The organism is Pseudonocardia sp. 2-7 (genome assembly GCF_056341085.1).
The window spans coordinates 2,847,660-2,861,373 of sequence record NZ_CP094507.1 but is presented as its reverse complement, the minus strand read 5'-3'; the positions used below and the strand labels follow the sequence as shown (position 1 = coordinate 2,861,373).

Below are 13,714 nucleotides of genomic sequence, written 5' to 3'. Positions count from 1 at the left end.
CGCTCAGGCGCAGGCGTTCGCGCCGTACTCCTCGACGTCGGAGGGATGCATCGGGCCGTGCACCCCGTGGAAGACGACGAACTCGACGCCGGTCGGGCGGCGGAACAGCCCGCCCGTCCGGCGCCGGTACACCAGCGGCGCGCAGCGGTACCCGAACAGTGCTCGCGCCCACCCCTCGGCCTCGCCGCGCGCCAGCGGCTCCGACCCGGTGACGGCGAGCTCCCAGATCCCCACGCCGGTCGCCGGGGAGCTCCGGTCCGGTGCGGTCGAGGCCACCAGCGTCAGCTCACCGGTCCCCCGCATCGCCGGGACGACGGTCCGCGCGCGGTGCCAGTCGGCCACCGGGTGCGGGTAGGGGTAGGTCAGCAGGCCCTCGCGCAGCGCCGTCACGGGTCCCCCGTGCTGCTCGTGGATCAGCTGTGCCAGGTCCACCGACCGCTTGCGGCGCAGGTCGGCGTTGACCAGACCGGCTTCGACCGTCATCCCCGTGGCCTCATTTCCGTCCCCGCGTCCCGGGACGGACCTCCGGCGCTGAGGCGGCGCGGTGGGGCCCGACGCCCGGGTGGGAGGACCCTCGAACGGTCCGGCGTCGGCACCGTGTTCTACGGCTCGTAGAGCATTCTAGATCACGTGTGGCATCCGGGCGAGAGCGGGATCACATGATCGCCGGATCACACGAGTCGTCGGTAGTGCACGCTCAGCGGATCGACCGGGTAGTCGGCGAACGGCGGGCAGACGGCGAAGCCGAAGCGCTCGTAGAGCCGCCGCGCCGGGGCCCAGTACTCCCCCGCGCCCGTCTCCAGGTACACCGCCCGGTGCCCCCGCCCGCGTGCCGCGTCGAGCAGCCGGGTCAGCACCGCGGCGCCGACGCCGCGACCGCGGGCCCGCTCGGCCGTCCGCATGGACTTGATCTCCGCTGCCGGGTGCTCGGGCACCGACCCGGCCGCCAGCTCGCTCAGCGCGCCGCAGCCGAGGAGGGTGCCGTCGTCGTCGCGGGCGGCCCAGACGGTCACACCGGGCCCGCGGAGTCCGTCGAGGTCGAGCGCGTGTGTGCTCTCCGGCGGCCCCTGGGCGCGCATGTCGGAGAGGTGCCCTGCCAGGAACCGCCGGATCTGCGCTCCGGACAGGTCGTCGACGTCGATCTGCACGTGCTCCATCCTGGACCCTCCCCCGGCGGGCACGGCTCAAGAATTGCTCAAATACCGCGCCGACCCATTCGGCACGCTCCTATCGTCGGTACATCGCACTTTCACCGGCGGCGGGTGGCCGCGTACCGACCGGCGAGGAGAACACCGTGAGCGCAGTCGTCGCAGTACTGCTGGTCATTGTCCTGATCGGCCTCGCCGTCCTGATCGGAACGCTCCGTGAGGTGCGTCCGACCAGGCCGAGTGTGGTCCGGGCGCGGGAGTTCCGCCGTTCCGCCCGGCCGGGCGCCCACGATTAGGAGGACCTCCATCGTTATGCTTCCGGAGATCCCGGGTGAATCCGGGGCGGCGAACCGGGAGGAACTGCAGTGGCGAAGGTCGAGACGATCCGGCTGGTCGACGACATCACCGGCGGCGACGCCGACGAGACCGTCGATTTCGGGCTCGACGGCCGCCGGTTCGAGATCGACCTGACCGCGGACAACGCCGCGGCGCTGCGGGACGCGCTCGCCCCGTTCGTCGGGGTCGCGCGTGCCGCGGGGTCCCCGCGCACCGGACGCAACGCGGGCGTGTCCGCGCCGTCGGCCGGGCGCAGCGGTGCGGACGGCTCGGACACCGCGACCCGCGAGCACAACCGCGCGGTGCGGGCCTGGGCCCGGGAGAACGGCTGGACGCTGTCCGAGCGGGGCCGTATCCCGTCCGAGGTCGTCGAGGCCCACCGCCGCGCCCAGGACGGCGACGCCGCGGGCGACACGCCGCAGGGCCCGGTCACCGACGAGCCCGCCGCCGAGGCCGTGCCGGCAGCCCGGGCCGTCCCGGACCGCGAGACCGGGGACGAGGGGCCCGCGGAGCGCAGGCAGTCCTCCGCGGCTCCCGCGGTCGAGTTCAGCGGCTGACCCCGTTCCCCGGGCCGTCACCGGCCCGGGCCCGCCGTCACCGGCTCGGTGACGGGATGCCCGGCGGCGGCGCCGGCAGCGGACCGGAGCTGTAGAGCCCGGAACGGTCCACGTCGCGACGTTCCAGGGTCGGGGTGACCGCGTTCGGCCGGTACGGCTGGATCGCCTGCACCTTGCCCCAGTCCCGCCCCGGGTCGCCCTCGAGGTAGGTGGGCAGCTCGGTCTGCTTGCCGATCACGGTGATCCAGCCCAGTGGGCCACCGGCCTGCGGGGACGACCACCCCTCCCCGTCGGCACGCATCTGGCTGCCGTCGGCCTGCAGCCGGTAGGCGGGGACCTCGGCGATGCCGCCGGAGGTCCGGAACGGGTGCAGGCACGGGCTGGCGAGCGACACCGGGTACTCGAGGAACATTGGCTGGTCGCCCACCACCTGTGACAACGGCGCCAGCTGGGGCGCCCGCAGCGGCGCGATGGCGAGCCAGCCGTCGGCGCCGAGTGAGTTGTCCTGCACGACCATCCGGACCTCGGTCGCGGCGCGGGCGGTGTCGGGCAGGTCGAAGCGCAGCTCGCGCCACGGCATCTCCTCCACCCGGCCGTCGTCGAGGGTGGTCTGCTCGACGACGCGGACCCGCCCGTCCGACAACCGTGTCGCGTACTGGACGGTGAGCCGGTTCCCGTTGCCCAGGCGCCCGGCCGCGGTGACGACCAGCGGCGTGGTGCCGGCGCGCTGCTCGGCGGTCAGCATCACCCACGGGGTGCGCAGGGTGCCGGTGTTGCGGTCGCCGCGGGGCACGTAGCTGCCGAACGCGGGTGCCGCGTCGCTGCCGAGCCCACCGGACAGGACGTACTCGAACCCGGAGGCGCCGGTGCCGCCGCCGGTCGGCGGGATCCCGTCGCGGACGAAGCCGCTGCCCCCGCTGTTGGGGTCGAGCAGCTGCGCGTCGGGGCTGTTGGCGGGGACCACCCCCGGGGCCAGCGGTGCCGGGGTCGAGGTCGGCTCCCCCGGCGGGGGCGGCGGGGCGACGGTCGGGAGCAACCCGGAGCGGGCCGGAGCGGCCATCCCGGTCGGTTCCGGGGCGGGGGGCAGCACGCCGTCGACGGGGCGGCGCTCGGCGAACACCTGGCTGGCGAGCCCGCAGGACCCGCCGAACGGATGGGACAGCGCGTCGGCGCCCATCGTCCAGGTCCCGGAGCGGTCCTGGACGGCCGAGACCATCGACCACACGTTGAACGTGACCAGCAGCCCGCACAGCACCGCCAGCGGTGCCGAGGTCAGCCGCAGCCGCCGTGTCGCCCGCAGCGCCGATGACGCGTCGCGGCGCCAGTCCCGGGCACGGACCCAGCGGCCCAGCAGCGGGATCCGGCCCAGCGCCCGCTCCACACCCGCCAGCTGGTCGGGGTGACGCTCCTCGCGGATCCCGCGCAGGTGCTCGACACCGGCGCCCGCGGCGAGCAGCAGCGCGACGAGCAGCAGGATCGTGGAGAGTTCGTAGCCGGCGACGGTGACCTGCTCGCCGGCCCAGGGCACGCCCCAGTTGTTCGTGTACCACCACAGGTTCGGCCCGGCCGCGGACAGCGCCGCCACCAGGAACACCGCGGACAGGAACGCGAGCCGGTTGCGCAGCGAGCGCAGGACGTCCGAGCCGGTGGCGATCGCGGCGAGCGCCACCATGCCCGAGCCCAGACCGACCAGATCCCCGAAGTGGTGGGTCCACTTGGTCGGGGTGAGCGCGAAGATCAGCAGCGCGATCACGGTGCTGCCGATGAGGCGCTGGGCGGGCCCGAGCGCGGCACCGGGGATCCGGTTGCGCCGGATCAGCACGACGACGCACGCCAGCAGGCAGAGGATGACCAGCAGGATCGGGAACCGACGGGCGATGGATCCGTCTGCGAGCCCCTCGAACAGGGGCGCGTAGCGCTGGGCGATCTCGGTGTACCAGGGCCAGTCCGGGCCGATGTCGGACCGCAGTCGGGTGGAGTCGACCACCGCTGCCCAGCTCTGGTCCGCCCAGGCGATCATCAGGATCGCGGTGCCGGAGGCCAGCAGCGGGGCGAGAACGGGGACGGCGCCGACCGCCCGCACCCGGGCCGACAGCAGGTGCCACAGCGGACGCACGCCGGCGATGAACGGCGCGATCGCGATCAGCCCGGCCGGGTTCGCCCCGACCGCCATCGACGCCGCGAACAGCCCCAGGGCGACCGGCAGCAGCCGCTGCAGGGCCAGCGCCCGCTCCACGCACACCAGGGCGAGCAGCGAGCACACGACGACGACCGGCTCGGGCCGCAGCCCGGAGTTGTAGGCCATCCAGAACGCCAGGAACACCATGCCCGCGGCCCAGGTGGCGGCGCGGGAGCGGCGGGCCTGACGGCCCAGGCGCGGGAGCAGGCCGCGGGAGACCAGCCACCAGGCCATGATCCCCATCAGCACCGAGGGCAGCCGCAGCCACAGCAGCGAGTCCGAGACCCGCACCCACAGCGCGTAGAGGTCGTAGAACCAGCCGAACGGCGCCTCCGCGGCGTCGTACCAGCGGTAGTAGTTGCCGACGTAGCCCGAGGTGGGGACGTCGCGGACGATGCCGAGGGTGAACCCGTCGTCGGAGGTCTGGCCCCCGATCGCGGCCCACCCGACCAGCACCACGGTGACGATCAGGTCGATCGGCCGGGGCCTCGCACGGGACCACCAGCGGCGCAGCCGCGGCGGCCACCGCCCGGCGAGACCGCCGATGGCGTCGCGGCCCGCCCGGTGCGGGCTGCGGCCCAGGTGCCGGTCGACGCCGGCCAGCGCGAGCAGCGAGCCCAGCAGCGCCACCGCGGCGACGACGGTGGCCGCGGTCTTCCACACCGACGGGCTGGTGTCGAAGCGGGTGTCCGGGGTGATCCGGACCGCGGTGCCGGCCGTCGGGTCGAGCGCGGTGTCCAGGTCGGAGTAGATCCCCACGACCTGCGGCCGCAGGTCCCCCTCGAAGGTCTGCGCCCCGGAGCCCAGGTCGATCGTGGTGGACGTGCCGTCGGAGGTGATCCGGACCTCCGACGGGCCGGCCCGCAGCGGCGCCGTCGCGAGCTGCTGGCCGCGGTCGACCAGCGCCAGCTGGCCGTCGGCGACGGTCAGGACCATCCCGGAGCGGGCGCCCTCCGGCGACTCCGGCGGGACGGTCGACAGCACCGTGGCGGAGCCGTCGGCGCGGTCGTCGAGGCTGCGGATCGCGTCGGCGGGGACGACCACCGACATCGTCTCCGGGCGCAGCGCGACCAGCGGCGCGTTGACGTCGGCGGTGCCGTCCGCCACCGACGGCCAGACGATCGTGGTCGTGTGCTGCACCACGGGCAGGAAGGGCACCGCGACGGCGAGCACGAACGCCAGGAGACCGAGCCGGCCCGCCCAGTGCAGGCGTCGACGGTCGCGGAGCGTGTCGACCGGAGCCGGCGCGGCGACCGTCGCTTCGGAGGTGAGCACCGAACGACGGTAGCGGCCTCGCTCCGCGTGATCCGGGGAGCCCCCGGGGGTGATCAGCCCACCGGGACGCGGTGCCGGTCGCGGAACCGCCTGCCCTGCAGCCACCACCACAGCACACGGGTGATCCAGGGCAGCATCACGTACACCATGACCGGGGTCAGGACGATCGTCGTGACCGCCAGCCGCGGCACGACGGGCCAGTCCGCGAGCAGCGCGCCGAGGGTCACCGTGGCCAGGAGGTTCATCGGGAAGAAGACGAGCCAGATCGTCGTCGCCTGCTTCCAGCGCGGGGGTGTGACCTGGGGCGGGCCGGCCGTCTCCACCGCGGTGGGCTGGTCGAACCAGCCCTCGATCCCGGTGCGGCGCTCGGCCCGGGTCATCTCCGCCAGGCCCTGGGCGGACCCGAGCCACCAGCGGCGCTCGGGGCTCGCCTCCCAGCGCCCGAGCGACTCCGGGGAGTCGAAGCGGGCCAGCATGTGCCACTCGTCGGAGCCGTCGCGGCTGCGGACCCAGCCGCCGCCGAGGAAGCCGGGGAACCCTTCGGCCATGAGCAGGCCGGAGCGGATCCAGGCGGTCATCTCCGCGGCGTGACCGGGGTCGGCGCGACGGGTGAACGAGACCGTGACGGGGTCGCCGCCGGTCGGAGCGGGAGCGGACGCGGCGGCGGGGGTGGTGCCGTCGGCCCGGTCGCGGGTGTCGAGGGACATGCCCCTCATGGTGACCGCCGACCCGGCGGACTCCCAGCCCGGCCGCACGACATCACTCCGGGACACTCTCCGGAGCCCGCTCCCCCGCCGTCCCGCGTCGAGAGGTCCCGCCGTGCCCGTACCCGTCCTGCGCCGGGCCACGGTCCGTGACGTGCCGTCCGTCGTCGCGCTGCTGGCCGACGACCCGCTCGGCGCCACCCGGGAGACCCCGGAGGACCTGGCGCCCTACCTCGCCGCGTTCGCCGAGCTCGACGCCGACCCGCGACACCTGCTCCTGGTCGCCGACGACGACGGCACGGTCGTCGGGACCCTGCAGCTCAGCCTGCTGCCGGGCCTGGCCCGCCGCGGCGCGCTGCGGGCACGGATCGAGGCCGTCCGGGTGGCCGCGGGCCGGCGCGGCGACGGGCTCGGGGCGACCATGGTCCGGTACGCCGTCGACGAGGCCCGTCGACGTGGCGCGGCGCTCGTCCAGCTCACCTCCGACCGGTCCCGTACCGACGCCCACCGGTTCTACGAGCGCCTCGGGTTCCTCCGGACCCACGACGGCTTCAGCCTCCCCCTCACCTGACGGCCGCTCCCCCGGCTCGGCTCGGTCCTGGCGGCTCTGTTGTCGTCGTTTCGACGACCACGAGTAGGCGTCAATGAAACATTGACCTCAGAGGAAACCGAGGCGCCGGCGGCGGGGATCCGGACCACGAGCGGGTCTCGACAGCCGTGGGGGCATTCCGGTTCGCCCCCGTCCGGCCGCGGGAGGTTCAGCGGGCCCTGGACAGGCCCGGTCGTGCGTGGCCGCCGGATGGTCCACCCCCACCGCGGCGGCCCGCACAGGGCCGTCCAGGGCGCTCCCAGCGCCTCCTGGGCCTCCTCCGGCGACGACCGGTACCCCGGGGCACCCGGCGCGTGGCCCGGTCGCCGGTACCGCGGCCGTCGTTGTGGCCCGCTCCCCCGCGACACGCCGGTGTCGCGCAACGGTTGACCGCGCGTACGCGTCAATGAACCATTGACATCATGAGGTACGAGGAAGCGCAGCGCTGGCTGGAACGGGCCGACCCCTCGATCGCGAAGAAGCGGGAGTCCATCACCGAACAGCTGGACGGGATGAAGGAGCGGGCGGCCGACGGCGTCCTCACCCACGACGGGGCGGCCGCCTGGTACGCCCTGGTGCAGGAGATGCGCCGGCTGGCCGACTACTACGAGCGCGACCTGATCCGCACCCTGCGGGCCGGCGGGATGACCTGGAAGGAGGTCGCCGACGCCGTCCAGGCCCAGCTGTCGAGCCGACAGGCGGCCCAGGCCAAGTGGAAACGCCTGGTCGACCCGACCCGGCGGACCACCAACGGGAACATGCGCCGCGGCGGACGTCCCCGCCAGGACCAGGTCCCCCGGCACGACGGGTCCACGGAGCCGGACGGGAGCGCCGGTCAGGATCGGACGGAGTAATCACCCCTCCCCCGGACGGCCCTGTCCGGTGACGGTGCGCAACCTCCGGTGACCGTCGTCGTTGATCCTCGTGACGACGGCACCCGAGGAGGCGGCTGGTGGCTGGACAGGGCAACGACCGGCGCAGGTGGGCGGCGGTCGTCTCGATCGCGGTCGCGGTGTGCACGGTCGGCCTCGCGCTGGTCCCGCCCGCCCAGGCGGCGGCACCGGAGCCCGAGCAGGTCGCCTCGGTGCAGGACCTGCTGGACCCCTCCCCACCCGGGTCGAACGACTGGGGCTGCCGGCCGTCCGAGGCGCACCCGGAGCCGGTCGTCCTCGTCCACGGCCTCTCGGCCAACCAGGGGAACAACTGGGCCTACATGGCCCCGCAGCTGGCCCAGCGCGGTTACTGCGTGTTCTCCCTGACCTACGGCCGCAACCCCCTGGCCCCGCCGCCGCTGACCCAGGTCGGCGGGCTCGCCCCGATGGAGGACAGCGCCGCCGAGCTCGCCGCGTTCGTCGACCGGGTGCGCGGGGCCACCGGTGCCGCGAAGGTCGACATAGTCGGCCACTCCGAGGGTTCGCTGATGCCGAACCACTACGTCCGGTTCCTCGGCGGCGCCGAGAAGGTCCGGCGCTACGTCGGCCTGACCCCGCTCTGGGACGGCACGAACACCGCCGGGCTGGCGTTCCTCGACCGCACCGGTGAGCAGCTCGGCCTCGGCCCGGCGGTCGGCACCGTCCTCGACCCGCTGTGCGCGTCCTGCCGCCAGTTCCTGCACGGCTCGGACTTCCTGCAGCGCATGAACTCCGACGGCGGACCCCGCGCCGACGGCGTCGACTACACGATGATCCTCACCCGCTACGACGAGCTGGTCGTCCCCTACACCTCGGGCCTGCTCGACGGCGCGCACAACATCGTCCTGCAGGACGGCTGCCCCACCGACCTCGCCGAGCACGTCGCCGTCGCGTTCGACCCGGTCACGCTGCAGCACGTGCTCAACGCGCTCGACCCGGCCCATGCGGACCCGGTGCGCTGCCTGCCGGTGGGCCCGGACGCACCCGCCGCATCCTGACCGTGCCACGCTGTCGCCCGTGACGGCGGTGACGACGGCGGAGGACCTGCTCGCGGCGGCCCGGGACGGCGTGGAGGTCGGCTCGGCCGTCCTCGACGAGACCGACCTGCGGGAGACCGACCTCGCCGGGCTGGTCCTGCGGGGCGGTTCGCTCGCCGGGGCCGATCTGCGCGGCGTGCGGCTGGACCGGGCGCGGATCACCGGGACGTCGCTGGCCGGGGCCGATCTGCGCGAGGCGGACCTGACCGACGCCGTGCTCGGCGGGGTCGACCTGTCCGGGGCCCGGCTGGCCGGGGCGACCCTCGGCGACACCCGGTTCACCGGCTGCCGGATGATCGGCACCGTCCTGCGCGGACTGCGTGGGCTGACGGCGTCGTTCGTCCTGGACGACTGCTCGCTGCAGCTGGCCGACCTGCGCGACCTCGCGATGCGCGGGCTGCGGATCGCCGACTGCGACCTCTCCGAGGCCGATCTGTCCGGCGCCGACCTGCGCGACGTCCGGTTCGAGCGGTGCCGGCTGCGCGGCACGGTGCTGCGGTCCACCCGGCTCGACGGCGCCGACCTGCGGGGCTGCGATCTCGGCGAGGTCACCCCCGACACCCCGCGCGAGCTGCGCGGGGCGATCGTCTCCCCCACCCAGGCGGGCGCGATCTGCGCGGCGCTGGGACTGACGGTGCTCGAGCCGTAGGCCGGGTCAGCCGACGGGGCGGTCGAGACCGCCGCGGCGCATTGCGTCGTCGACCTGGCCGGCGATCCACGGGTCCTCGTCGCACTGCGGGCCGGCCGCGGTGAGCGGGCCGAGCCGGACGACGTCCGCGGCGCGGCAGAGCGGCGAGGTGCCGGCGAGTTCGTCGTCGCCGGTCTGGTCGTCGGGGACGACGGGGCGCGAGGCGTCCGCGACCCGGTCCTGCCGGGCCGCCTCGTCGCGGTGGTAGGCGGCGAGCTCGGCGTCCCCGGCGGCGCGGGCCGCGTCGGCCCGGGACCGTGCCTGGTCGCGCAGCTCGGCGGCCACGGTGCTGACCCGGTCCGCGGTCCGTGCGTCGCCCGCGCGGGTGGCGGCGTCGCGGGCCCCGCCGACGGCGTCCAGCACGATCTCACCGCGCCCGGGGACAGCCACGGCGTCGGTCGGGTCGACCGCTGTGCCGTCGACCGTCGTGCCGTCGGCGGCCGCGGCGGTGGGGGTGAGATCCCGGGCCGGGTCCGTGCCGGCGACGCCACCGACGAGGGCGGCCGCCAGACCGGCACCGCCGACCAGCGGGACGGTGCTGAGAAGGGCCAGGCGGCCCGGCGTGGTGCGTGGACGTCGGTGCCGTGCGCTCATCGTGATCGCCTCCTGCACTGTCGGTAGCCGGAGCCGGAGGGGCTCAAACCTGCCTCGCCCGGCCGGGCCTCAGCAGGGGACGATCACGAACCGGACGACACGACAGACGACGCCCTCGGTGCGCGGGGTGTCCCCGGTCGGGGCGGGGGTCGCGGTCCGGGCGTCGTCGGGCGCGGTGCCGGTCGGCGGGGCCGGGGTGGTGGTCGGGGCGGGCGGCGTCGTGGGTGTCCCGGTCGGGGGGACGGCGGCGCGACGGCGCGCGTCGGCCTGCTCCCGGGTCCGTTGCGCGGCACGGTCCTGCGCCGCGCGCTGCTCCGCGGCCAGACGCTCCCGTGCGGCGGCCTCGGCGGCCCGGCGCTCCTCGGCGATCCGGGCCGTGGCCGCCCGCACCGCCCCGTCGGCGACGGCGGCCGCGCGCGTCTCGCGGGCCGCGACCGGTGCCGTGGTGGGCGCGATCCCGGTGCCGGAGCCGTACCAGCGCGACGGCATCGGGATCGAGGAGGCGTCGTCGACGGTCGGGCCGGACGCGAAGGTCGGTACCGGGACGTGGTCGTCGACCCGCTGGTCCGCCGGAGCGACCCCGCCGAGGACCCCGGTCCCGAGGAGACCCGCGACGGCGACCGACGCGACCAGCACCACCGGGACGACCCCGGCCAGGGTCACGCGGAGACGCCGGCGGCCCCGCGGCGGCCGGGCCCGGCCCTCGACCGGTCGTGGCGCGTCCCACGGGCCGACGGGCGCCGTCGCGGTCGCGCCCCGGGAGCGGGCAGCGGAGCTCGGCCACACCTCGGGCCCGGCGGGGTCCGGGCCGGCCGGGCCGGGCCCGCCCGGCATCCGGTGCCGGCCGGTCACGTGGTGGAGCCGCTCGCCGTGCGCATGGGGTGATCGTCACCGGCGGACGGCGGTACGGCCATGCACCGAATGGGTGTGTCGCCGTCGCAGGCCGTCCCGGTGGGGTGAACTGCGCGCCGCCCGGACGGGCGGCCGGGCTCAGCCCCCGAGCAGCGACAGCGCGGGTCCGGGCACCCGGACGTCGACGGGCGGGGTCTCGGCGATCCGCAGGCGCAGCCGGAGCAGCGCCCCGTCCGCGGCGCCGGTGTCCGGGTCGGCCGGTGTGACGGTGCCCGGGGAGACACCGGAGGAACCGCTGCCGGCCGGGTCGTCGTCCGGCGGCGCGGCGGACCGTGGGGCGGCCTGGGGCGGGACGGCCACGCGCGGGGCGGGCACCACCGGCCGCGGGACCGTCGGCCGGGACGGGGCGGACCATCCGGTGTCGTCGCCGGGTGCGGTGTCGTCGGCCGGGGGCGTGTCGTCCGGGGCGGTGTCGTCCGGGGCGGTGTCGTCCGGGGCGGTGTCGTCCGGAGCGGTGTCGTCCGGAGCGGTGACCTGGCCGGGCGCCGGCGCAGTGCCCGTGCCGGGCGCGACCGCGAGGGGTCCGGGCGCGGTGCGGTCAGCCGGGCCCGCCGGAGCGGGGCCGTCCGCCCCGCCGGTCGTCGACGGCGGTGCGGCGGCGCGCGACGCACCACCCCCGCCGGACCGGACCGGGCCGGACCCGCCGGTGGCCGTACCCGGCGACCCCGGCTCCCGGGGCGACCCCGCCGTGGCTTTCCGGGGTGCGGCGGCCGCGGCGTCGGCGGCCGCCCGCACCGGTGCCTGCGCGAGCGGTGCCGGGTCGGCCATCCGCGCCGGGGAGCCACCGCCGGGCACGGCGGGACCGGCGGCGAGCGGCGCGGCCGGGCGGGGGCCGGTCTGCTCCCCCTGCTCTCCCTGCGCCGCGACGGGCTGCTCCCCCGGCGTCACGGTGACGACGACCGCCGCGGCGACTGCGATCGCCCCGACCACGGGGACCGTCACGGCCAGGACCCGCCTGACCAGTCCGGCCCCCGCCGCCCTCCGGTGCCTGCCGCTCATCGCTCGGTCCTCCCCCACGTCCGGTACCGCCCCGCGTCACCGAGCGTCGAGTCTGGACCAGACGGCGCTGCGGGGCCAGCCCGAACGGGTGAGCAGGAACGGTGTCACCGCTCCAGTGCGCTGTGCATCCGCGCGAGCCGGTCCGTGCGCTCGGCCCGCAGCGACAGCGCCGTCTCCAGGTCGACCGCCACGAACCGGGTGCGGGTGCGCGGCGCCGACTGGGCGACGACGTCGAGGTCCCCGGAGATCACCGTCGCCACCATCATGTAGCCGCCGCCGGACACCGCGTCCCGGTGCAGCACGATCGGCTCCACACCGCCCGGGACCTGGATGGAGCCGATCGGGTAGGGCGAGTCGACGATGTTCGACGGGTCCTGGCCCGCCCCGAACGGCGGCTCACGGTCGACGGTCTCCAGCTCCCCGCCGGTGTAGCGGAACCCGATCCGGTCCGCGACCGGGGTCAGCGTCCACGTGGTGTCGAGGAAGGTGGCGCGGCCCCGGTCGGTGAGCCGGTGGTCGTAGAGCCCCATCACGACCCGGACCTCGACGTCCTTCGCGAGCGACGGCCGCAGGTCCTCGGGTACGACGAGCCCGGCCCGGCCGGTGCCGGACCCGACGGGCAGGACGTCGCCCTCGGCCAGCGGCCGGCCGTCGAGCCCGCCCAGGGCGCCGAGCGCGTACGTGGCGCGGCTGCCGAGCTTCTCCGGCACGTCGATCCCGCCGGACACCGCGAGGTAGGCCCGTGCGCCGGCCTTGAGGTAGTCGAAGGCCAGCACGTCGCCCTCGGCGACGTCGAAGGACTCCCAGACGGGCACCGCCGACCCGTTGACCTTCGGGGCGATCGTCGCCCCGGCGACGGCGAGGGTCGCCGGGCCGGTGAACACCAGCTCCGGGCCCATGTAGACGATCTCCAGTGCGGCGGCGCCGTCCGGGTTCCCGACCAGCGCGTTCGCGCAGGTCAGCGAGTACTGGTCCAGCGCGCCCGACGGCGGGATGCCCAGGTGGTAGTAGCCGGAGCGGCCACCGTCCTGCACGGTGGTGGACAGACCGGGCTTGCGGACCTCGATGCGTGTCACGCGAGCACCTCCAGCAGGCGCTTGTTGTAGCCGTCGGGGTCGTCGAGGAACGGTTGCAGGTCGAACGCCACCGGACGGGCGGTGATCCGGTACTCCCCCGCCTCGGCGGCGGCGTGGAGCTGGTCGTACTCGTCGCGGTCGATGCCGCGGAACTTGACCATGTCCCCGGGCCGCATGAACACCATGTGCTCGGTGAAGTCGGGCTTGCTCTGGGTCGGGTCGTAGATCGGCGCCGGGGTGATGCCGAACATCTGGTAGCCCCCGGCGCCGCGCACCGAGTAGATGCAGGAGAAGCAGCCGCCGTAGCCGACGGTCTGCTTGGGGGTGTCGGTGCGCGGACGCAGGTACTTCGGCACCACGATCTGCCGGTCCCGGGGCACCATCTGGTACTTGAACGGCAGCCCGGCGCTCACGCTGTCGCTGCCGGGCGCGACCCTGCTGCGGGCCAACGCGCTGAAGAACGTGCTGACCTGGGCGGCGAACGCCGTCGCCGCGGTCGGGTTCGCGGTCCTCGGCGACGTCGCGTGGGCCGCGGTGCCCGCGCTGGCCCTGGGCCTGCTCATCGGCGGCCGGCTCGGCCCGGTCGTGGCCCGGCGTCTCCCGGCCCGCCTGGTCCGGATCGGCATCGCGGTCGCGGGCCTCGGCCTGGCCCTGCGGCTGTTCGTCCAGGCCTGGCTCTGAGCGGTCCGGCGTGGCCCTGCGCCACGCC

15 protein-coding genes are annotated in these 13,714 nt (G+C 75.7%); 6 read left to right on the top strand and 9 right to left on the bottom strand.

What is annotated here, in order from left to right; all coding sequences use genetic code 11:
• Positions 1–3: 3 nt before the first annotated feature.
• The gene (locus tag MTO91_RS13900; protein WP_405417094.1) at positions 4–483 is read right to left on the bottom strand and encodes a hypothetical protein; all 480 of its coding nucleotides are present in this window, start codon (positions 481–483) and stop codon (positions 4–6) included.
• Positions 484–671: 188 nt separating this feature from the next.
• Entirely contained in the window at positions 672–1,157 is a 486-nt protein-coding gene (locus MTO91_RS13895; protein WP_208825088.1) for a GNAT family N-acetyltransferase, read from the bottom strand.
• A gap of 356 nt (positions 1,158–1,513) precedes the next feature.
• Here MTO91_RS13895 and MTO91_RS13890 point away from each other — a divergent pair, with 356 nt between their 5' ends.
• On the top strand, positions 1,514–2,041 hold the full coding sequence (locus MTO91_RS13890) for a histone-like nucleoid-structuring protein Lsr2 (protein ID WP_405417096.1): 528 nt from the start codon (positions 1,514–1,516) through the stop codon (positions 2,039–2,041).
• Positions 2,042–2,078: 37 nt separating this feature from the next.
• Here MTO91_RS13890 and MTO91_RS13885 read toward each other — a convergent pair whose 3' ends face one another.
• Both MTO91_RS13885 and MTO91_RS13880 read right to left on the bottom strand, forming a co-directional pair.
• Complete coding sequence (locus tag MTO91_RS13885) at positions 2,079–5,495, bottom strand: arabinosyltransferase domain-containing protein (protein ID WP_405417097.1); 3,417 nt, start codon at positions 5,493–5,495, stop codon at positions 2,079–2,081.
• Between the two features lie 53 nt (positions 5,496–5,548).
• Positions 5,549–6,202 carry an antibiotic biosynthesis monooxygenase gene (locus tag MTO91_RS13880; protein WP_405417098.1) on the bottom strand — a complete coding sequence of 218 codons (654 nt, stop codon included), beginning with the start codon at positions 6,200–6,202 and terminating at the stop codon, positions 5,549–5,551.
• Between the two features lie 112 nt (positions 6,203–6,314).
• Between MTO91_RS13880 and MTO91_RS13875 the strand changes: the two genes are divergently transcribed.
• From MTO91_RS13875 to MTO91_RS13860, 4 genes are all read left to right on the top strand, one after another.
• Complete coding sequence (locus MTO91_RS13875) at positions 6,315–6,770, top strand: GNAT family N-acetyltransferase (protein ID WP_307799761.1); 456 nt, start codon at positions 6,315–6,317, stop codon at positions 6,768–6,770.
• A 440-nt stretch (positions 6,771–7,210) separates the two neighbouring features.
• Positions 7,211–7,642: a hypothetical protein gene (locus tag MTO91_RS13870; protein WP_405417100.1), complete on the top strand. Its 432-nt coding sequence runs from the start codon at positions 7,211–7,213 to the stop codon at positions 7,640–7,642.
• A 98-nt stretch (positions 7,643–7,740) separates the two neighbouring features.
• Positions 7,741–8,697 carry an esterase/lipase family protein gene (locus MTO91_RS13865; RefSeq protein ID WP_476651440.1) on the top strand — a complete coding sequence of 319 codons (957 nt, stop codon included), beginning with the start codon at positions 7,741–7,743 and terminating at the stop codon, positions 8,695–8,697.
• A gap of 19 nt (positions 8,698–8,716) precedes the next feature.
• Complete coding sequence (locus tag MTO91_RS13860) at positions 8,717–9,385, top strand: pentapeptide repeat-containing protein (RefSeq protein ID WP_476651438.1); 669 nt, start codon at positions 8,717–8,719, stop codon at positions 9,383–9,385.
• 6 nt (positions 9,386–9,391) lie between these two features.
• Here MTO91_RS13860 and MTO91_RS13855 read toward each other — a convergent pair whose 3' ends face one another.
• From MTO91_RS13855 to MTO91_RS13835, 5 genes are all read right to left on the bottom strand, one after another.
• Entirely contained in the window at positions 9,392–10,018 is a 627-nt protein-coding gene (locus tag MTO91_RS13855) for a hypothetical protein (protein ID WP_476651436.1), read from the bottom strand.
• A 69-nt stretch (positions 10,019–10,087) separates the two neighbouring features.
• Positions 10,088–10,681, bottom strand: a complete 594-nt coding sequence (locus MTO91_RS13850) for a hypothetical protein (RefSeq protein WP_476651435.1) — start codon at positions 10,679–10,681, stop codon at positions 10,088–10,090.
• Positions 10,682–11,008: 327 nt separating this feature from the next.
• Positions 11,009–11,872, bottom strand: coding sequence for a hypothetical protein (locus tag MTO91_RS13845; protein ID WP_476651434.1), 864 nt, complete (start codon positions 11,870–11,872; stop codon positions 11,009–11,011).
• 161 nt (positions 11,873–12,033) lie between these two features.
• Positions 12,034–13,005, bottom strand: coding sequence for a 5-oxoprolinase subunit C family protein (locus tag MTO91_RS13840; protein WP_405417107.1), 972 nt, complete (start codon positions 13,003–13,005; stop codon positions 12,034–12,036).
• Complete coding sequence (locus MTO91_RS13835) at positions 13,002–13,418, bottom strand: carboxyltransferase domain-containing protein (protein ID WP_476651433.1); 417 nt, start codon at positions 13,416–13,418, stop codon at positions 13,002–13,004. The genes MTO91_RS13840 and MTO91_RS13835 overlap by 4 nt, the downstream gene beginning before the upstream one ends.
• On the opposite strand from MTO91_RS13835, the gene MTO91_RS13830 reads away from it, so the two are divergent.
• Entirely contained in the window at positions 13,396–13,686 is a 291-nt protein-coding gene (locus MTO91_RS13830) for a TSUP family transporter (protein ID WP_405417109.1), read from the top strand. The genes MTO91_RS13835 and MTO91_RS13830 overlap by 23 nt on opposite strands.
• Positions 13,687–13,714 lie beyond the last annotated feature (28 nt).